Genomic DNA, 17,684 nt, shown 5'->3' on the forward strand with positions numbered 1-17,684 from the left:
AGATGCAAGACTGACCGAATGCCGCGGCCGAGCGAGCCGAGCCCCTATGTGGAGTTCGACCGAAGTCAATGGCGTGCACTGCGCATGTCGACACCGCTGAAACTCACCGAGGACGAGTTGTTGCGCCTCCGGGGTATGGGCGAGAAGCTCGACATTCTCGAAGTCGAAGAGGTCTATCTGCCGCTGGCCCGGTTGATCCACCTTCAGGTGGCGGCCCGGCAGCGGTTGTTCGCCGCGACGGCGGAGTTCCTCGGTGAGCCGCAGCAGAATCCGGACCGGCCGGTGCCGTTCGTCATCGGCGTCGCGGGCAGCGTGGCGGTCGGGAAATCGACCACCGCGCGCGTGCTGCAGGCCCTGCTGGCCCGCTGGGGTCACCATCCTCGGGTCGACCTGGTGACCACGGACGGGTTTCTCTACCCGAACAAGGAACTCAACCGCCGGAACCTCATGCACCGCAAAGGTTTCCCGGAGAGTTACGACCGGCGCGGTTTGATGCGGTTCGTCACCGCGGTGAAATCCGGGGCGGACGAGGTCTGTGCACCGGTGTACTCACACCTGCTCTACGACATCGTGCCGGGTGAGCAGCAGGTGGTGCGGCATCCCGACATCCTGATCCTGGAAGGGCTCAACGTCCTGCAGACGGGCCCGGCGCTGATGGTCTCGGACCTGTTCGACTTCTCGGTGTACGTCGACGCGCGTATCGAGGACATCGAGCAGTGGTACATCTCGCGGTTCCTGACGATGCGCTCGACGGCGTTCGCCGATCCGGCCTCCCACTTCCACCACTACTCGACGCTGACCGATGAGCAGGCCGTGTTCGCCGCCCGCGACATCTGGCATTCGATCAACCGGCCCAATCTGATCGAGAACATCCTGCCGACCCGGCCGCGGGCCACCCTGGTGCTGCGCAAGGATTCCGACCATTCGATCAACCGGCTGCGGCTCCGCAAGCTGTAGCCCGATCGTGCCGAATGGCCGGTTATCGCACGGATTTCGGCAACCCGCGGGCAATAACCGGCCACTCGAACGGTGTCGATCAGGCAGGGATCCGCTTGACGCCGACGTATTGCAGTTCGGCCATCGCCAGCGTGTAGATGCCGGTGCCGATGACGAACACCACGCCCGCGGTGGTCAGCGCCATGGTGAAGACGGCGACGAGCGCGATCACGGTGCAGGCGGCGTTGGCGATCACGGTGCCGATACCTGCGGGCCGCACCCGCTCGATCCCGGCCAGGGCGAACACCGCGATACCGTAGACGACCGAGAAGATGCCGACGCCGTATTCGACGGATGTCGGCAGGCCGGTGAGATCGGCGAACCAACCGGCCGCGGCCAGCAGCGCGATCCCGCTGATTCCGACTAGGACTGCGTCGAGTCGCATCGCCAGGCGCAGCAGTGAATCGGTTGCCTTCCTGGTGCCTGCGGATCCGCTGGCGGTGATGGCGGTCATGATTCTCCTTCTCTCTGATGGGATTTCTTGTCGTGAATTGACTTCTCAGCGGTGGAGCACGGTGCGGGGATACCCGCCGTAACCTCTTCCGTCGGGCACCCCGCACCGGCTCGGAAAGGAGTCACGCCAGACGGCGCACTCCGCGGTATTGCAGCCAGGCCAACACGAGGTTGACCCCGGCGAATCCGAGCACCAACTCCTCGCCGGTCCCGGTCAGCGGCAACCACTCGGTCACGATCGCGACGACGGTGGTGATCGTGAAGGCCACGTTGCCGGCGAGGGCGGCGACGCCCACGCGGCGGACCTGTGGAACAGCGGCCAGCACGTAGAGCAGAGCGCCGTAGCCGACCAGGAACGCACCGGCCAGCCACCCGGCGGTGGCGGACAGGCCCGCGATGCGGGCCAGTTGATCGGCAGCCATGGCCACCAGCAGGCCGACTCCGGCACACACGGTGGCATCGGCGCGCAGGGCGAACCGCAGAAGGGAATCTTCGGCAGCCGCTCCGGCCGTGGTGGTTTCGGATCGGGGTCGGTTCAGGATCGCGGTCATATCGGGCTCTCTCGGCGATGAGGCGGTCGATCGGTGGAACACCTCTGACCCTGCCGACGAGGCGCTGCCAGATCGACGCCAAACACTGCCAAGCACTGCCAAGCCCAGGTCAGCGCTGTTTCTGAAGTCGACGTTCCCTATCGCCCGCTGGAGCCGACCGCCGGCGCCAGATCACTGCGCAGGTCCGCGGCGATCACCCGCGCGGCTGCGTTCTGCCAGTTGTGCAGCGAGCGCTGCGGAACCTCGGTGACAAACCACTGCCAAGCCTGCCGGGCGACCGGGTCGAGACCTGCGGCCGTGGCGTTCTGCGCGTAGGCGCGGACCCCGACGACGTAGGGAAAGTACAGCGAGTTGTAGTGACGCCATTGCTCGGTGGTGCCGAAGTCGCCGCCGTCGCGGGGTTTGAGCGCGGCGATGCGGTCGGCCAGCAGCGCCTTGAGTTCATTGGCGCGTTCCAGCGGCTGATCCGGTGCTCCGCGCTGCGTGAGCCGGGCATCGATGGCGGGCAGCGCGGTCAGCGGGCTGGCCACCAGTTTGGACAGATCGCCGTAGTGGCCGAGGGCGCGTCGCGTGAGCCGGGCGAACGCTTCGTCGTCGATGCCGCCCAGCGGATGGTCCGATCGCAGCGGCAGCGCCGCCTCGGTCCGGCGCAGTGCCTCACGGTCGGCGCGAAGATCCGGGGACCGGGAGAAGGCCAGCCGGTCGAAGAGCCCGGCCAGCGGATCGGCCAGGACTTCCACGGCTACGGCGACCGCCAGGCTGGTGAACAACAGGATCGTCATCACGGTGTGGCCGGCCCCGGCATCCAGGACCGTCATCCCGATCAGGGCCTGCGCGGCGAACGGCACCGCGATCACCAACGTGCCGATGATCGAGCGGCGCATGTCCACCCGCAATGCCTGGCCTTCGTCGAACGCGTCCCAGATCGCGACCGCCACACCCAGCAGCGCCACGTCGAATCCGGTAGAAGCCAGGGCCAGCCAGCTCGGCATCAACCCGAGCGGGATCACCAGGATCACGTTGCCAAGGGCGAAGAACAGCGTCGCGACGATGATGAAACCCACCACCGATCGGGGTTTGGCACCGCCGAGCACGGCTTTGACCATGGCGCCCAGCGAGGACAGCGAGATCACCGCGAACATCACCCAGTGACCGGTCCGCAGCGGCCCGTCGACGCTGCCCGCGAGCCCCGCCCCGGCCAGCGCCAGCATCGCCACGGCGAAGATCGCGGCGATCTCACCCACACGGGACCGGAAGGTGTCAGCCGGGCGGGCGAGTTCGACCATGACCGCGAACCAGGCGATGCCCGGTAGCGCCACCAGATAGATCTCGACACGGCTCAGCGCATCCGAGCCCGTGGCCAGCCGGACGGCATCGAGCGCGACGACTACGGCGAAGCTGGTGAGCCCGACCGCCGCGAGGACCAGGACGGGCTTACGCGGGTCGCGGGCAAGCAGGTAGAGGCCCAGCCACCAACTGAGCGTGAACACCACTGCCGACAGCGCAGCCATGGCACAAGTTTGGCACTACTTGCCGAATCTGCGGTGCCTGGCCGTGTAATCGCGCAGTGCCCGGAGGAAGTCGACGCGGCGGAAGGCGGGCCAGTACGCCTCGGTGAACCACATCTCCGAATATGCGCTCTGCCACAACAGGAATCCGCTGAGCCGTTGCTCACCTGAGGTGCGGATGACCAGATCGGGATCGGGTTGGCCTGACGTGTAGAGGTTCTCCGAGATCCCGTCCACCGTGACCGCGTCGACCAGTTGTTCGGCGGTGGCACCGTTGGCCATTTCCTTCGACAACAGCGAGCGCACGGCGTCGACGATCTCCTGACGTCCGCCGTAGGCCACGGCCACGTTCACATGAAAAGTCGCAGCGCTTGCCGGCGTCGTGCTCTCGACGGCCTCCCGCAGCCTCCTGGCCGGCTCTTTCCCCAACAACTCCAGGTCACCGACGGTGCGCACGCTCCAGGTGTTCGACGGGGCGCAGATCTCCTCGACCACGTCGGTGATGATCTCGAGCAGGGCGGACAGCTCCTCGGGATCGCGTTGCAGGTTCTCCGTGGAGAGCAGGTACACCGTCGTCATCTCGATACCCGCGGCCTGACACCAGCGCAGCATCTCGGCGATCTTGGCCGCACCCATCCGGTAGCCGATGCTCACATCGTCGTAACCCGCGTCACGCGCCCAGCGGCGGTTGCCGTCGCACAACACCGCGATGTGGCGGGGCAGTTCAGCTCTGGACCGCGCCAGTTCCTGACGCAACCGCATCTCGTAGAGCCGATAGGCCGGTTCCTTGAGCCGCGGGGGAATGATGTCCACGAGATCCCAGACTACTGTGAACGTCGGGGTACACCACGGTTCTCAATGGAGGTGACATGACTGCGCCGACGGGTAGCACCAAGCCGTACCGCTCAGCGGCCGCACACACCCGGCCCGCAGAGGATCTGCCCGAGGCGGTCGCCGAGGGCGTCGCCCAATTCCTGGGCAGGCCACGGGCACGCGGATGGATCCACGTGTACTCGGCGATCGTCGCGTTCATCGCCGGCGCGGCCCTGGTGTCGGTGTCCTGGTCGCTGGAATCCACGCGGGCGGGCCTGGCCACGCTGCTCTACACCTTCACGATCGTGGCGATGTTCGCCGTCAGCGGCACGTACCACCGGGTGACGTGGAAATCGCCCGGCGCCCGCAAATGGATGAAGCGCCTGGATCATTCGATGATCTTCATCTTCATCGCCGGCAGTTACACCCCGTTCGCGCTGTTGGCCCTGCCCGAATCCAAAGGCATGGTGCTGTTCTGGATCGTCTGGGGCGGGGCGATCGCCGGTGTGCTGCTCAAGATGTTCTGGCCGTCGGCACCACGCTGGCTCGGGGTGCCGCTCTACATCCTGTTGGGCTGGGTCGCGGCCTGGTTCATCGGGCCGATCATGCACGGCGCCGGGGTGGCCGCTGTGGTGCTGTTGATCGTCGGTGGTGCGCTCTACAGCATCGGCGGCGTGCTGTACGCCCTCAAGTGGCCCAACCCGTGGCCGACCACTTTCGGCCATCACGAGTTCTTCCATGCCTGCACGGCGGTCGCGGCGATCTGCCATTACATCGCGATGTGGTTCGCCGTCTTCTGAGTCTCGTTCGCAGAAGGCCCCGCACCGTCTCCGAAGCGATGCGGGGCCCGAAGGACAACGACTAGAGCGTGACGGCGTCGGCCTGCGACCAGTAGGCCTTCATCGCGGTGATCTTGCCCTCGCCGTTGAACACCATCACATCGATGGGCTCGATCCGCATGCTGCTGGTGCCGAAGTCCAGCGTGAGCCGGAAGTGGAAAGCGGCCTCGTGGCCGGCCACCCGCAGCGTCACCAACTCCGCCTTGCCCTTGACGTTCTCGACGTTGGCGTAGAAGCCACGGATGGCGGCGCGCCCGATGTGGACCTCACCGCCGCCCACCGGATCCTCGACGGTCGCGTCGTCCGCGTACAGATCGGCGATTTCGTCAGCAGTTCCGCTGGAGACCAATTCGAGGTAACGGTTGACGGTCTGGGTGATTTGCTCGGCATTGGGCATGGCCGCGAGGCTACACGGACGGCACATCAGCCGTCCCGAGGTTCACCACCCAGCGAGACGGTGAGATCCCCGACCGTGGTGACGGGCAGGTCACATACCGTGCCACGACAGACATAGGCGGCGTCCGAACCGTCGACCCGGTCCCGTCCCCGGAGCAGCTCCGAGGAGTTGACGGCACCCCCGATCACCAGCGCCCCGCCGGGGGCCAGCCGGCGCGCGGCGGTCAACAGCTCAGACGACGGATCCCCGGCGACGGCGACCTGGATCGGCCCGCGCACCTGCGCCTCGGCGACCGTGAGCCAGTGCCCGCCGGATCGGGCGGCACGGGCCAGGATCGGCGTGGCCGAGGACAGAGTCTCCTGTGCCGCATCGACATAGCGTTGCGAACCGGTCAGATATCCCGCGGCCTGCAGGGCCTCGGTGATCAGCGAGGCGCCCGATGGTGTCGCGCCGTCGATCGGATCGGCAGGACGCACCATCAGTTTCTCGGCGTCGTCGGCGGTGTCGAACCAGCGGCCGGGCTGATCGGGATCGGCGAAGTGCTCGAGGGCGATGTCGAGCAGCCCGACCGCCTCGGACAACCCGAAGCCGGTCAGCTGGTACAGCGTCAGCAGCGCGGTGGCAAGCGCTGCATGGTCTTCCAGGATGGCCGCGCTCTCCCCCACGCGGCCGCCGAGACCGGAACGACGCAACCGACCGTCCACGACGTGCAGGCCCAGCAGCCGGCGAGCGCATTCCATTGCGGCAGAAAGCAGTTCGGGCTGATCCAGTGCCACGGACGCTTCGGCCAGCGCGGTGATGGCCAGCCCGTTCCAGGCGGTCACCACCTTGTCGTCGCGGGCCGGCTGGGGCCGCAGCGCGCGGGCGGCCAGCAGCGCCGCGCGTACCGACTCGAAGCGGGCCTCGTCCTCGGGATCGCGGCGCAGTTGCAGCACCGAAGCGCCGTGCTCGAACGTCCCGCTCTCGGTCACACCGAAAAGCGAAGCCGCCCAAGCTCCGTCGTCACCGAGTACCGAGCGCAGTTCCGCCGGCGTCCACACATACGTCAGCCCCTCGTGCCCGTCCGCGTCGGCGTCCAGCGAGGAGGTGAACATGCCACCGGCACCCAAATCCGACACGATGAACGCCGCGGTCTGTCGCGTCACCCTGCGCGCCAACGGATCTCCCGTTCGACGCGCCAGGTGCGCATATACCCTCAACAGCAGCGCGTTGTCGTACAGCATCTTTTCGAAGTGCGGCACCACCCAGTGCGGATCGACACTGTAGCGGGCGAATCCGCCGCCCAGTTGGTCGTAGATGCCGCCGCGGGCCATCGCCGAACAGGTACGTTGCACGGCAGTCAGGGCCGGAACGGATCCGGTGCGTTCGTGGTGGCGCAGCAGCCCTTCCAGCAATGCCGAGGGCGGGAACTTCGGCGCGCCGCCGAAACCTCCGTAGGTCTCGTCCTCATCTTGCAGCACCGCGGCCACCGCGTGGTCGCACAACTCGGTCCCCACCGGCTCCCCGCCGCCGGGCAGCCCGGCGGACATCGACCGCAGTTCGGTGGCGATCTGATCCGAGGCCCGCTCGACCTCGTCGCGGCGGTCCCGCCAGGTTTCGGAGACCGCGTCCAACAGTTGCAGAAACCCCAGCTTCGGGTAGTACGTGCCGCAGAAGAACGGCCGGCCGCTGGGAGTCAGGAAGCAAGTCATGGGCCAGCCGCCCTGCCCGGTCAACGCGACGGTGGCGTTCATGTACACCGCGTCCAGATCGGGACGCTCCTCACGGTCGACCTTGATGCAGACGAATCCGTCGTTGAGCACCGCGGCCACCTCGGCGTCGTCGAACGACTCGTGGGCCATCACATGGCACCAGTGACACGCTGCGTAGCCGATGGACAGCAGGATGGGGACATCCCGCGAGGCGGCTTCGGCCAGCGCCTCGGGCGTCCACTCTCGCCAGTGCACCGGGTTGTCGGCGTGCTGGCGTAGATACGGGCTGGTGGACCCGCCGAGCGTGTTACCCGCCACCCGGCTCCCGTGGCTGACCCTTGTGGTCGTCGGGACTGCTGTTCAGCGCGCCGCCGTCGGGGTCCTCGACCGTGCCGTCGTCGGCCGCCTGATCGGGCTCGGGGTGTTCGGGGTCGAACGACTCGGGCAGCTTGCGCAGGTGCCGGTTCATCGACCAGACCAAGGCGAAGGTTCCGATCAACAGGGCCACGGTGATCAGCAGGCCGAGCGGAGTCGCCTTACCGAACTCGGGTCCGGTGTTGCGCGGCTCGTCGGCGAGCAGTGTGACCACTGCGGTCAATGTGTCGATCATTTCTCAATCCCGGTGAACAGGTCGTCTTCCGGCAGATTCACCGGCACACGTGACCGCGCCAACTCGAACTCCTCCGTCGGCCAGAGCCGCTGCTGCCACTCGATCGGCGCATGGAAGAAATCGCCTTTCGGGTCGATCTGGGTCGCGTGCGCGCGCAGCGCATCGTCGCGCTGACTGAAGTACTCCGAGCATTCAACACGGGTGGTGATCCGGTTGGCGAATATGTCGTGGTCGGGGTCCCAGTGCTCCAGCCACTTGGCGAAGGGACCGGTTTGGCCGTTCTTGGCGAACTCGTCCTGCAACAGCTGCATGCGCTGACGCAGGAAACCATGGTTGTAGTAGAGCTTCGACACGCTCCACGGCATCCCCGCTTCGGGATACAGCCGGTAATCGGCGGCTGCTTCATAGGCCGCCACCGACACCTCGTGGCAACGGATGTGGTCGGGGTGGGGGTAGCCGCCGTTCTCGTCGTACGTCGTCAGCACATGCGGCTTGAACTCGCGGATCACCCGGACCAGCCGGGCGACCGGCTCGGCCAGCGGCACCAGCGCGAAGCAACCCTCCGGCAGCGGGGGCGGCGGGTCGCCCTCGGGCAGGCCCGAGTCGACGAATCCCAGCCAGTGATGCTCCACGCCGAGGATCTCGGCTGCCTTCGCCATCTCGTCCCGGCGCACCTCGTGGATCCGGCCGTGGACCTCGGGCAGGTCCATCGCCGGGTTGAGAATGTCACCACGCTCGCCGCCGGTGAGCGTCACGACCATGACGCGCACACCTTCGGCGGCATAGCGCGCGGTGGTAGCCGCCCCCTTGCTCGACTCGTCGTCGGGGTGGGCATGCACCGCCATCAACCGCAGTTCACTCATGTCGCTTTCATCTAACTACGGCGTCCTCTTACCTAATCCCTGTACCCAAGACTGCGGCTCACTCCCTGGGCTGCACCGACTGATCTGTCTGGCCCTATAGTTCCAGTTCTGATGATCGAACGCCCCGCCGCCCGCTACGGATCCCGCCAAATGTCCCGGCGGACCCGGCGCTGGATCACGTTCGCGCTGGTCGGCATGGTGGTCGTGGCGGGTGTGATCCTCGCGATCGTGGCTTTCCAGCGGTTGGGCACCGGTGAGGTGAAGGGCGAGCTCTCGGCCTACGAACTGATCGACGACCAGACCGTCGCGGTGACGATCGGGGTGACCCGTCCCGACCCGTCCATGCCCGTGGTGTGCATCGTCCGGGCCCGCTCGATCGACGGTAGCGAGACCGGTCGGCGGGAGGTCCTGATCGGCCCCTCTGACCAAAACGTGGTGCAGGTGACGGCAGAAGTGAAATCCAGCCGACGCCCCGTGATCGGAGATGTCTACGGTTGCGGGACGGATATCCCGTCGTACCTGGTAGCGCCCTGATTCTTACGCCCGCAACCCACACCGCACAGCCATTAAATGAAGATTCGTTGGCCGCTCGGTGGTACGATTGTGCGATACACGGTTCCTCGCTGGGGCCGTGTATTGCTGCATTAGCGCTCGGTTAGGTGCTTACGCCCGCGGCAATACACGTGCCGTCCCCGGCCGGAAACAACGGACTTCGTACGCGAGGAAGGCGCACGAGCGCCACAAGCAAGACAGACAGGAGCGCGAGAACATGACCGACACACAGGTCACCTGGCTCACTCAGGAAGCATTCGACCGGTTGAAGGCGGAGCTGGATCAGCTGATCGCCAACCGACCGGTGATCGCGGCCGAGATCAACGACCGCCGCGAAGAGGGCGATCTGCGCGAGAACGGTGGCTATCACGCCGCCCGCGAGGAGCAGGGCCAGCAGGAGGCCCGTATCCGCCAGCTGCAGGAGCTGCTCAACAACGCCAAGGTCGGAGAGGCACCCAAGCAGTCCGGTGTCGCGCTGCCCGGTTCGGTCGTCAAGGTGTACTACGACGACGACAAGAACGACACCGAGACATTCCTGATCGCCACCCGCCAGGAGGGCATCAGCGACGGCAAGCTCGAGGTGTACTCCCCCAACTCACCGCTGGGCAGTGCGCTGATCGATGCCAAGGAGGGTGAGTCGCGCACCTACACGGTGCCCAACGGCAACACCGTCAAGGTCACTCTGGTCAGCGCCGAGCCCTACCACGCCTGACGGGACGCCCCGGGGCCAAGCACTACAGTCGGGGAAATGGCGCAAATCGCCGAAGACCTGTTCTTGCTGTTGCTGGACAACGCAGCCGCGCAGCCCGGGCTTGACCGTCACCGCAGGCAGAACGTACTCAGCGCCGCGGTATTGCTGGATCTGGCATACGCCTGCCGAATCCGCCCGGCCATGGCGGGCGAACCGATCGAGGCCGGCCGACTGATCGCACTGGCCGGCAACTGGCCGGCCGATCCGGTCGGTGACCCGGCTTTCGAGCTACTGCGGCGCCGGCCACTCCCGGCCGGCACCGCACTGGCGAAGCTGAGCAAACAGACGCAGCCCACCCTGGAGCTGCATCTCGAACGGCTGGGGCAGATCCGCCGAGTCCGCATGCCCGGCAAAGGTTTTCCGGGCAAGACCGCATACTGCTGGCCGCTGGCCAACCGCGACCGGGTGAGTCAGGTGCGGACGGCCCTGCTGGCGGCGTTGTTCGACGGACACAACCCCGTGCCTTCGATCGCCGCGATCATCTGCCTGCTCCATGCGGTGGACGGCCTGGGTGCCGTACTCAGCCTCAACGACCGGGGCTGGCGGTGGGTGCATGCCCGGTCCACCGAAATCGCCACCGGCAGTTGGGTGGACGAGACCGCGTCGGCACTGCCGGAGATGAATCTGGCGATGACGACGTCGGCGCTGCGTCCGGCTCTGATGTGATCGCGCTGCTCGCCGTCAGGACTTGAGCGCCTGCTCCAGGTCGGCCAGCAGATCGGCGGCATGTTCGATGCCGACCGACAGGCGCACCAGGTTGTCGGGCACCTCCAGCTGTGAACCCGCGGTCGACGCATGCGTCATCGCCCCCGGGTACTCGATCAACGACTCCACCCCGCCGAGCGACTCGGCGAGAATGAAAAGCTCAGTACGCGAGCACAATTCACGTGCGGCGCGCGGCCCCCCGCGCAGCTTGAGGCTCACCATGCCACCGAAACCGGACATCTGGCGCGCGGCGACATCGTGGTTGGGATGGCTGGCCAGACCGGGATAGAGCACGGACTCGACCGCCGGATGCCCGTCGAGGAATTCGGCGATGAGCGCGGCGTTCTCACTGTGCTGACGCATCCGCAGCACCAGTGTCTTGAGCCCACGCATCGTCAGGTACGCGTCGAACGGACCCGGCACCGCGCCCGCCCCGTTCTGCAGGAACGCGAACGCCGCATCGAGTTCCTCATCGTTGGTCAGCAGCGCGCCGCCCACGACATCCGAATGCCCACCGATGTACTTGGTGGTCGAGTGCAGCACGATGTCGGCGCCCAGCAGCAGCGGCTGTTGCAGCGCCGGCGAGGCAAATGTGTTGTCCACCAACACCTTGACGCCCGCCGACGATGCGATCTGCACGATCGCGGCGATATCGGCCACGCTGAGCAGCGGGTTGGTCGGTGTCTCCACCCAGATCATCCGGGTGCGCGGGGTCAGCGCCGACCGCACCGCGTCCAGGTCACTCAGCGGGACGGGCGTGTGCGTGACGTTCCACTGCGAGAACACCTTGTCGATGAGCCGGAACGTGCCACCGTAGGCGTCGTCAGGGATCACGACGTGGTCGCCGGGCCGCAGCACCGCGCGCAACGCGCAGTCGGTGGCGGCCATGCCAGAGGCGAAGGCCCGTCCGTAAGAGGCTTCCTCGACCGCGGCCAGCGCCGATTCAAGGGCCTGCCGGGTGGGGTTTCCGGTGCGGGCGTACTCGAATCCGCCGCGCAGCCCGCCGACGCCGTCCTGGGCGAAGGTCGAACTGGCATAGATCGGCGTGTTGACGGCTCCGGTGCCCGGATCGGGACGGTAACCGGCGTGGATGGCTTTTGTGGCCAGACCGTGCCACCTGCGCTGTTCACTCATAACGCATCGAGCCTATCGGGGTGGGCACGGGCGTGCCCGGCCCACCACCTCTAATCCGGGCCCGCCGTGCTCACCCCGACAGGTCAGCTGCGCAGCTTCCGCCCGTACTGGTCGGGAATCGATCGGGTGAACATCATCACCGCATCCACCAGGGCCCAGATGCCGACTCCGACGCAGATGAAGATTCCGACGATCAAGAATGACGTGATGATGCCGAGGATGGTCAGTCCGAGCTGGGCCGCGCCGATGTTGGTGGAGCCGATGTAGAAGCGCCCGACACCCAGACCGCCCAGGAAGAACTGAAGGAGGCCGGCGGTGATGGCCGATTTGTCAGACAGCGGCTCGCCGGTGAGCGGGTCGCGACCGTAGGGCGCCGACGGGTCCATGGGGTAGGCGCCGTAGGGCTGCGGCTGCCCCGGGTACGCCGGCGGCGCGCCTTGCGGCTGCCCCGGGTACCCGGCGGGCGGTCCCTGGGGCGGGTAGCCACCGTAGGGCGGGTAACCCTGCGGGGGCGCGCCCTGCGGGGGCATTCCCTGTGGCGGCACGCCCTGTGGGGGCATTCCCTGGGGCGGCACGCCCTGCGGAGGCATTCCCTGGGGAGGCATTCCCTGGGGAGGCATCCCGTACATGTCTCCGGGCGGATTCGGCATTGACATTGCGGCCCTGACTTTCTCGAATGCACCGAGCGGATGGAATCGGCATCGGCAGGCTAGCTCACATGATGGCACGGACCACAACGCCCACGACGCAGACATTTCTGCCTTACGCCGTGGGCGTCGAGTTCGGTTCTGCTACTGGGACAGCGGTGCGACCGGGCCGCCACTGAGCCGGCGCCAGGCATACACCTGGATCAGGAGGACCAGCGGGATCGCGATGATCAGGCCCAGCCCGCACGGGATCGCGCCGACGATCGCGATGGCGAACATCACGAGCACGGTGAGCAGCACGGTGCCGAAGTTGGGCTTCACGAGGGCGAAGCTCGCCTTGACCGCGTCGACCGCCTTGAGATTGCGGTCCACGGCGGCCACCGTCGTGAACAGGAACAAAACGGCGATGGCCACACCGGCGATGAAGGACAGCGGCATGGTCAGGAACCAGAGCCCCGGGATGAAGGCGCTCGGGAGCTGCAGCACGAAGTTGACCGCGAAGGTGATCGCGCCGACGATCACCGTCGCGAGGATGACGTTGGTGACATTGCGCGGCTTGAAGAACGATCCGATCGACACGGGCTGCCCGTTGGCGATGTCGAGCAGTCCGGCGGTGTAGGCCGCGGCGATCCACCCGCTGAGGATCAACATCACGATCCCGCCGACGAACATCACGATCGCGCCGGCCACACCGAGATCACTCGAGGCCCCGAAGCTGAAACTGTCGTCATAGTTCTCGTAGCTACTGGTGGTCCCGGGCGACACGGCGGCTGCGATGAGAGTGATGACAACCCAGACGGCAGCTGATGCCGCGCCGAACACCAGGCCCGGCACGATGAGCTCGACCGGATGCTTGAGGAACTTGTTCCAGGCCCAGGACAGGGCGTCGCCGATGTTGTACGGCGCGACGCCGAAGCCGGGGCCGCCGGCCTGCGGATATCCCGCCGGCGGATAGCCACCCGGTGGCGGGTAACCACCCGGAGGCGGGTAACCACCTGCAGGGGGATAGCCGCCAGGCGGCGGATAGCCACCGGGCGGCGGGTACCCACCGGCGTCACCCGGGGGCGGAGGTGGGTAACCGCCCTGCTGCGGCGGAGGCGGATAGCCACCGGGGGGAGGCGGCGGGTAACCACCGCCACCGGGGGGCGGAGGTGGTGGGTAGCCACCCTGCTGAGGTGGAGGCGGTGGCGGATATCCGCCCTCTGGCGGCGGCGGGTAATTCCCGGGCGGGGGCGGTTGATCGGTCACGTCGAAAGCTCTCCTCATCTCGGATAGCGCTCCGCGAACGGGCGCTACTTTCTGCCGGCACCTAGTACTGACTGCTCCACACGCAGATTACGCACCGCCAACCCGGTTTTGCAGGTCAACACGAGCGCATTCGCCGAGCACAGCGGGACAGTCCTCGCCATGGGCAGCGATGGTGTCTGAGTTTGCCGGCCCTCGGCCAGCTCACCCTAGCTGAGAAGTTGCTGGAGACAAGGTATTCCACGCGTCGCGAGGCGCCGCGATCTGGCTAGTGCCTGCTGCCGCCATTGGACAGGAATCCGAGGAGGTCGTGGCGCGTGAGCACACCGACCGGCTTGCCCTCTTCGACGACCATCACCGCGTCGCACTCACGCAGTGTCTTGGCCGCAGTGGAAACCAACTCCCCCGCACCGATGAGCGGCAACGGCGGGCTCATGTGCTCGGCGACCGCGTCGGCCAGCTTCGCCCGCCCTTCGAACACCGCGGACAGCAGTTCCCGCTCGGAGACACTGCCTGCCACCTCGCCCGCCATCACCGGAGGCTCGGCGCCGACCACCGGCATCTGGGACACGCCATACTCGCGGAGAATGCCGATCGCGTCGCGCACGGTCTCCGACGGGTGGGTGTGCACCAGGTCGGGCAGCGCACCGGACTTGCCGCGCAGCACGTCGCCGACGGTCGACTGTTCGATCGAACCGTCGAGCCGATTGCGCAGGAATCCGTAGGACGACATCCAGGCGTCGTTGAAAATCTTTGAGAGATAACCACGTCCGCCGTCGGGCAACAGCACCACGACCACCGAGTCGGGGCCCGCCTTGCGAGCCACCTCCAGCGCGGCCACCACCGCCATGCCGCATGACCCACCGACCAGCAGGGCCTCTTCGCGGGCCAGCCGTCGCGTCATGTCGAACGAATCGGCGTCGGATACCGCGATGATCTCGTCGGGTACCGCGGGATCGTAGGCCGACGGCCAGAAATCCTCACCGACACCTTCCACCAGGTAGGGGCGGCCGGTGCCACCGGAATACACCGAGCCCTCCGGGTCGGCGCCCACCACCTTCACGGGCCCACCTTGGCGGCCGTGGGAGATCTCCTTAAGATAGCGCCCGGCACCGGTGATGGTGCCGCCGGTGCCGACGCCGGCCACGAAATGGGTCACGGTGCCGTCGGTGTCTGCCCAGATCTCCGGGCCCGTCGTCTCGTAGTGACTCTCCGGCCCCATCGGGTTGGAGTACTGGTCGGGCTTCCAGGCGCCGTCGATCTCCTCGACGAGCCGGTTGGAGACGCTGTAGTAGCTGTCCGGATGGTCCGGCGGAACCGCCGTCGGGCACACCACAACCTCGGCACCGTAGGCGCGCAACACATTCTGCTTGTCCTCGCTGACCTTGTCGGGGCAGACGAAGATGCACTTGTAGCCGCGCAGCTGGGCGACCAGGGCCAGACCGACACCGGTGTTGCCGGACGTCGGCTCGACGATGGTGCCGCCGGGCTTGAGCTCACCGCTGGCCTCGGCCGCGTCGATCATCTTGGCGGCGATGCGGTCCTTGGAGCTGCCGCCGGGATTGAGGTACTCGATCTTGGCCAGGACAGTGCCCGAGCCTTCTGGGACAACGGAGTTCAGCCGTACCAGCGGAGTGTTGCCGATGAGCTCACTGATGTGCCTGGCGATGCGCATACGTCAATGGTCTCAGGCCCGCCGACAGCTCACCAGGTGGCCTCTCGAATGTATTCGCCGATCTGGCGCAAAGAGCGCTTCGCTTCCGACACCAGAGGTGACGCGAGCTGGAAGACATGCATCTGACCGGGCCAGATCCGGAGCTCGACGGGCACCCCGGCCGCCGCCAGCATGTGTGCCCCTTTTCGGGCATCGCTGAGCAGAACCTCCGAGCCGGACGCGTGGATCAGCGTGCGCGGCAGGCCGGGCTCGACATGATCGAGCGGCTCGTAGACGTGCTCGCCGTTGCGTTTGGCCGCGACCTCGACGAGCTCGACGAGTGCGTCGAACGCCTTGGCCGGGAACATCGCGTCGGAGTGCATGTTCGGGTGGTTGGCCCGGGACTCGTTGTCGATCTCGAACAGTGGCGACATCGTCACGATGGCGGCGGGCACTTCGCCCTCGTCGAGCAGGCGCTCGGCCAGGGCCAGCGACAGGTAACCACCCGCAGAGTCACCGGCCAGCACGATCTGGTCCGGTTCATAGCCGGTCAGCCGCAGCCACTGGTAGGCGTCGTAACAGTCGTCGATCGCGGTGCCCACCGAGTGCTTGGGGACCATGCGGTAGTCGACGACGAGCACCGGGCTGTCGGCATATCCCGACAACGCGGTCACGATGCCGGAGTGCGTGTTGGCCCCACAGGCCAGGAACGCGCCACCGTGCAGATAGAGGATGACGCTGCGCTTGCCGTCGGCGGGCAGTACGCCGTCGGCGCGGACCAGCTGCGCGGTGCAGTGGGACAACGCGATGGTCGCCTTGATGGTCCCGGGCACCGGCCGGATCAGCCGGGCGGCGAAATTGAGGAGCCCGAACGGCCACGGCAGATGCGGTACGTGGCTACCAATCGCCAGGGTCGGTTTGATTGTCAGCATCGCCGCCAGCGAAGCCAATCGGCCGGCCAGGCTCGGTCCGTCCTCGACCACCTCGACGGGTGCGCCGTCACTGACCGGAAACCTACGCCCGCGGTACGCCCTAGCTGGGCCTATAGCAGCATGATGAGACCTGGATACCTTGCTCGGTGCGGTCATCGTCACCACTTCCTACGTCTTTGTAGTGCTAGGTGAGCTTCGTCACTCAGACAACCCGGGTAACTTAGCTTGACATCCGTAAACAGTTCAACAGTCAAATAAACTGAATTGATACCGGACTTGATACAGCACCGTGACCGCCACGCTGAGGCGCCACGCGGACAACCCGTCTCGTCCGCCTAAACTGACCACGTGGGCACACGCTTGGCGCGTCGGTCGACCATCACTTTCGCCGCAGCGGCGACGCTGGCTTCTACGGCTTCGGCGTACATCGGAGCGCGCAACCTGCTGAACGGGCAGGCAGACAAGGCGCGGCAGGTCATCCCCAAATCGTGGGACATCCCGCCTCGCGCCGACGGCGTGTACCTCCCCGGCGGCGGGCCCGTCGAGAAATGGGAACGCGGAGTCCCGTTCGACCTACATCTGATGATCTTCGGCGACTCGACTGCCACCGGATACGGCTGCCACGTGCCCGACGAGGTGCCCGGGGTCTTGATCGCGCGCGGTGTGGCCGAACAGCTCGACAAGCGAATCCGCTTGAGTACCAAGGCGATTGTGGGAGCCACCTCGAAAGGCCTGTCCGGGCAGATCGATGCCATGTTCGTGGCCGGACCGCCGCCCGATGCCGCGGTGATCATGGTCGGCGCCAACGACATCACCAAGCCCAACGGCCTCGGGGCATCGGCGCGTCGACTGGGTGCCGCGGTACGCCGGCTGCGCTCGGCGGGGGCCGTCGTCGTGGTCGGCACCTGCCCGGACTTCGGCGTGATCACCGCGATCCCGCAGCCACTGCGCTGGTATACCCGCAGGCGCGGTCTGCGCCTGGCCCGCGCGCAGGCCGGCGAGGTACGCGCTGCCGGCGGCGTTCCCGTTCCGTTCTCCGATCTGCTGGCGCCGGAGTTTTACAAGGCCCCTGAACTGCTGTTCTCCGAAGACATGTTCCATCCGTCGGCGGCCGGCTATGCGCTGGCGGCCAAGCAGTTGCTCCCCGCGCTGTGCGCTGCCCTCGGTGAATGGGACGGTGACGCGGCGTTGGAATCCGGATCCGCCGACACCCGGACGCTGCTGACCCGGCTGGGCGCGGTCAGCAGGCTGTGGCGCCGCTCAACCGGGGTGCCCGCACCCATCGTGGTGCACGCGGGCTAGTTTCAACCTGAGTTTCTACAGTTTTCTACGCCATCCGATCA

General features: G+C 66.8%; 19 protein-coding genes. 6 read left to right on the forward strand and 13 right to left on the reverse strand.

Translation table 11 applies throughout. The features are described from left to right. Positions 1 to 18 precede the first annotated feature (18 nt). The gene (gene coaA / locus QQ25_RS24250) at positions 19 to 957 is read left to right on the forward strand and encodes a type I pantothenate kinase (protein WP_036448005.1); all 939 of its coding nucleotides are present in this window, start codon (positions 19 to 21) and stop codon (positions 955 to 957) included. A 79-nt stretch (positions 958 to 1,036) separates the two neighbouring features. On the opposite strand, the gene QQ25_RS24255 is transcribed toward coaA, so the two are convergent. The 4 genes from QQ25_RS24255 to QQ25_RS24270 form a co-directional block, all read right to left on the reverse strand. Continuing rightward, positions 1,037 to 1,450, reverse strand: a complete 414-nt coding sequence (locus QQ25_RS24255) for a hypothetical protein (RefSeq protein WP_039324069.1) — start codon at positions 1,448 to 1,450, stop codon at positions 1,037 to 1,039. Between the two features lie 121 nt (positions 1,451 to 1,571). Beyond that, a complete protein-coding gene (locus QQ25_RS24260) occupies positions 1,572 to 2,000 on the reverse strand; it encodes a hypothetical protein (RefSeq protein ID WP_039381506.1) in 429 nt (142 codons plus the stop codon). 137 nt (positions 2,001 to 2,137) lie between these two features. Beyond that, entirely contained in the window at positions 2,138 to 3,511 is a 1,374-nt protein-coding gene (locus QQ25_RS24265; protein WP_039381508.1) for a hypothetical protein, read from the reverse strand. Between the two features lie 15 nt (positions 3,512 to 3,526). Then, positions 3,527 to 4,321: a (2Z,6E)-farnesyl diphosphate synthase gene (locus tag QQ25_RS24270; RefSeq protein ID WP_039324073.1), complete on the reverse strand. Its 795-nt coding sequence runs from the start codon at positions 4,319 to 4,321 to the stop codon at positions 3,527 to 3,529. Positions 4,322 to 4,377: 56 nt separating this feature from the next. Between QQ25_RS24270 and trhA the strand changes: the two genes are divergently transcribed. Continuing rightward, positions 4,378 to 5,121 carry a PAQR family membrane homeostasis protein TrhA gene (trhA, locus tag QQ25_RS24275; RefSeq protein ID WP_039324075.1) on the forward strand — a complete coding sequence of 248 codons (744 nt, stop codon included), beginning with the start codon at positions 4,378 to 4,380 and terminating at the stop codon, positions 5,119 to 5,121. Positions 5,122 to 5,182: 61 nt separating this feature from the next. Here trhA and QQ25_RS24280 read toward each other — a convergent pair whose 3' ends face one another. From QQ25_RS24280 to mca, 4 genes are read right to left on the reverse strand one after another with little or no spacing between them, the layout of a single operon-like run. Further along, positions 5,183 to 5,557: a nuclear transport factor 2 family protein gene (locus QQ25_RS24280; protein WP_039324077.1), complete on the reverse strand. Its 375-nt coding sequence runs from the start codon at positions 5,555 to 5,557 to the stop codon at positions 5,183 to 5,185. A gap of 26 nt (positions 5,558 to 5,583) precedes the next feature. After that, positions 5,584 to 7,566 carry a thioredoxin domain-containing protein gene (locus QQ25_RS24285; protein ID WP_039324078.1) on the reverse strand — a complete coding sequence of 661 codons (1,983 nt, stop codon included), beginning with the start codon at positions 7,564 to 7,566 and terminating at the stop codon, positions 5,584 to 5,586. Next, positions 7,556 to 7,858, reverse strand: a complete 303-nt coding sequence (locus QQ25_RS24290; protein WP_039324079.1) for a hypothetical protein — start codon at positions 7,856 to 7,858, stop codon at positions 7,556 to 7,558. Before QQ25_RS24290 ends, QQ25_RS24285 begins: the two co-directional genes overlap by 11 nt. After that, positions 7,855 to 8,721, reverse strand: a complete 867-nt coding sequence (mca, locus tag QQ25_RS24295) for a mycothiol conjugate amidase Mca (RefSeq protein ID WP_039324082.1) — start codon at positions 8,719 to 8,721, stop codon at positions 7,855 to 7,857. Before mca ends, QQ25_RS24290 begins: the two co-directional genes overlap by 4 nt. Before the next feature lie 111 nt (positions 8,722 to 8,832). Between mca and QQ25_RS24300 the strand changes: the two genes are divergently transcribed. From QQ25_RS24300 to QQ25_RS24310, 3 genes are all read left to right on the forward strand, one after another. Further along, positions 8,833 to 9,255 carry a DUF4307 domain-containing protein gene (locus tag QQ25_RS24300; RefSeq protein WP_039381510.1) on the forward strand — a complete coding sequence of 141 codons (423 nt, stop codon included), beginning with the start codon at positions 8,833 to 8,835 and terminating at the stop codon, positions 9,253 to 9,255. 235 nt (positions 9,256 to 9,490) lie between these two features. After that, positions 9,491 to 9,985: a transcription elongation factor GreA gene (gene greA, locus QQ25_RS24305; RefSeq protein WP_039324085.1), complete on the forward strand. Its 495-nt coding sequence runs from the start codon at positions 9,491 to 9,493 to the stop codon at positions 9,983 to 9,985. A 36-nt stretch (positions 9,986 to 10,021) separates the two neighbouring features. Then, positions 10,022 to 10,690, forward strand: coding sequence for a GOLPH3/VPS74 family protein (locus QQ25_RS24310; RefSeq protein ID WP_039324088.1), 669 nt, complete (start codon positions 10,022 to 10,024; stop codon positions 10,688 to 10,690). 15 nt (positions 10,691 to 10,705) lie between these two features. Here the strand turns inward: QQ25_RS24310 and QQ25_RS24315 are convergent, their stop codons facing one another. The 5 genes from QQ25_RS24315 to QQ25_RS24335 form a co-directional block, all read right to left on the reverse strand. Then, positions 10,706 to 11,863: a cystathionine gamma-synthase gene (locus QQ25_RS24315; protein WP_039381511.1), complete on the reverse strand. Its 1,158-nt coding sequence runs from the start codon at positions 11,861 to 11,863 to the stop codon at positions 10,706 to 10,708. A gap of 83 nt (positions 11,864 to 11,946) precedes the next feature. After that, positions 11,947 to 12,519: a TM2 domain-containing protein gene (locus tag QQ25_RS24320; protein WP_039381514.1), complete on the reverse strand. Its 573-nt coding sequence runs from the start codon at positions 12,517 to 12,519 to the stop codon at positions 11,947 to 11,949. A gap of 135 nt (positions 12,520 to 12,654) precedes the next feature. After that, entirely contained in the window at positions 12,655 to 13,758 is a 1,104-nt protein-coding gene (locus QQ25_RS24325; RefSeq protein WP_039324095.1) for a DUF2189 domain-containing protein, read from the reverse strand. Between the two features lie 265 nt (positions 13,759 to 14,023). Then, positions 14,024 to 15,430 carry a cystathionine beta-synthase gene (locus tag QQ25_RS24330; RefSeq protein ID WP_039381516.1) on the reverse strand — a complete coding sequence of 469 codons (1,407 nt, stop codon included), beginning with the start codon at positions 15,428 to 15,430 and terminating at the stop codon, positions 14,024 to 14,026. 29 nt (positions 15,431 to 15,459) lie between these two features. Then, positions 15,460 to 16,497, reverse strand: a complete 1,038-nt coding sequence (locus QQ25_RS24335) for an alpha/beta hydrolase (RefSeq protein WP_039381742.1) — start codon at positions 16,495 to 16,497, stop codon at positions 15,460 to 15,462. 192 nt (positions 16,498 to 16,689) lie between these two features. Between QQ25_RS24335 and QQ25_RS24340 the strand changes: the two genes are divergently transcribed. Continuing rightward, on the forward strand, positions 16,690 to 17,643 hold the full coding sequence (locus QQ25_RS24340; RefSeq protein WP_039324100.1) for an SGNH/GDSL hydrolase family protein: 954 nt from the start codon (positions 16,690 to 16,692) through the stop codon (positions 17,641 to 17,643). Positions 17,644 to 17,684: the final 41 nt, after the last annotated feature.

The sequence above is a fragment of the Mycolicibacterium setense genome (assembly GCF_000805385.1).
Classification (GTDB): Bacteria; Actinomycetota; Actinomycetes; order Mycobacteriales; family Mycobacteriaceae; genus Mycobacterium; species Mycobacterium setense.

Coding starts and splice junctions, on each gene's coding strand:
- coaA (WP_036448005.1), top strand. CDS start 19: ATGCCGCGGCCGAGCGAGCCGAGCCCCTATGTGGAGTTCGACCGAAGT.
- QQ25_RS24255 (WP_039324069.1), bottom strand. CDS start 1,450: ATGACCGCCATCACCGCCAGCGGATCCGCAGGCACCAGGAAGGCAACC.
- QQ25_RS24260 (WP_039381506.1), bottom strand. CDS start 2,000: ATGACCGCGATCCTGAACCGACCCCGATCCGAAACCACCACGGCCGGA.
- QQ25_RS24265 (WP_039381508.1), bottom strand. CDS start 3,511: ATGGCTGCGCTGTCGGCAGTGGTGTTCACGCTCAGTTGGTGGCTGGGC.
- trhA (WP_039324075.1), top strand. CDS start 4,378: ATGACTGCGCCGACGGGTAGCACCAAGCCGTACCGCTCAGCGGCCGCA.
- QQ25_RS24280 (WP_039324077.1), bottom strand. CDS start 5,557: ATGCCCAATGCCGAGCAAATCACCCAGACCGTCAACCGTTACCTCGAA.
- QQ25_RS24290 (WP_039324079.1), bottom strand. CDS start 7,858: ATGATCGACACATTGACCGCAGTGGTCACACTGCTCGCCGACGAGCCG.
- mca (WP_039324082.1), bottom strand. CDS start 8,721: ATGAGTGAACTGCGGTTGATGGCGGTGCATGCCCACCCCGACGACGAG.
- QQ25_RS24300 (WP_039381510.1), top strand. CDS start 8,833: ATGATCGAACGCCCCGCCGCCCGCTACGGATCCCGCCAAATGTCCCGG.
- greA (WP_039324085.1), top strand. CDS start 9,491: ATGACCGACACACAGGTCACCTGGCTCACTCAGGAAGCATTCGACCGG.
- QQ25_RS24310 (WP_039324088.1), top strand. CDS start 10,022: ATGGCGCAAATCGCCGAAGACCTGTTCTTGCTGTTGCTGGACAACGCA.
- QQ25_RS24315 (WP_039381511.1), bottom strand. CDS start 11,863: ATGAGTGAACAGCGCAGGTGGCACGGTCTGGCCACAAAAGCCATCCAC.
- QQ25_RS24320 (WP_039381514.1), bottom strand. CDS start 12,519: ATGTCAATGCCGAATCCGCCCGGAGACATGTACGGGATGCCTCCCCAG.
- QQ25_RS24330 (WP_039381516.1), bottom strand. CDS start 15,430: ATGCGCATCGCCAGGCACATCAGTGAGCTCATCGGCAACACTCCGCTG.
- QQ25_RS24335 (WP_039381742.1), bottom strand. CDS start 16,497: ATGACCGCACCGAGCAAGGTATCCAGGTCTCATCATGCTGCTATAGGC.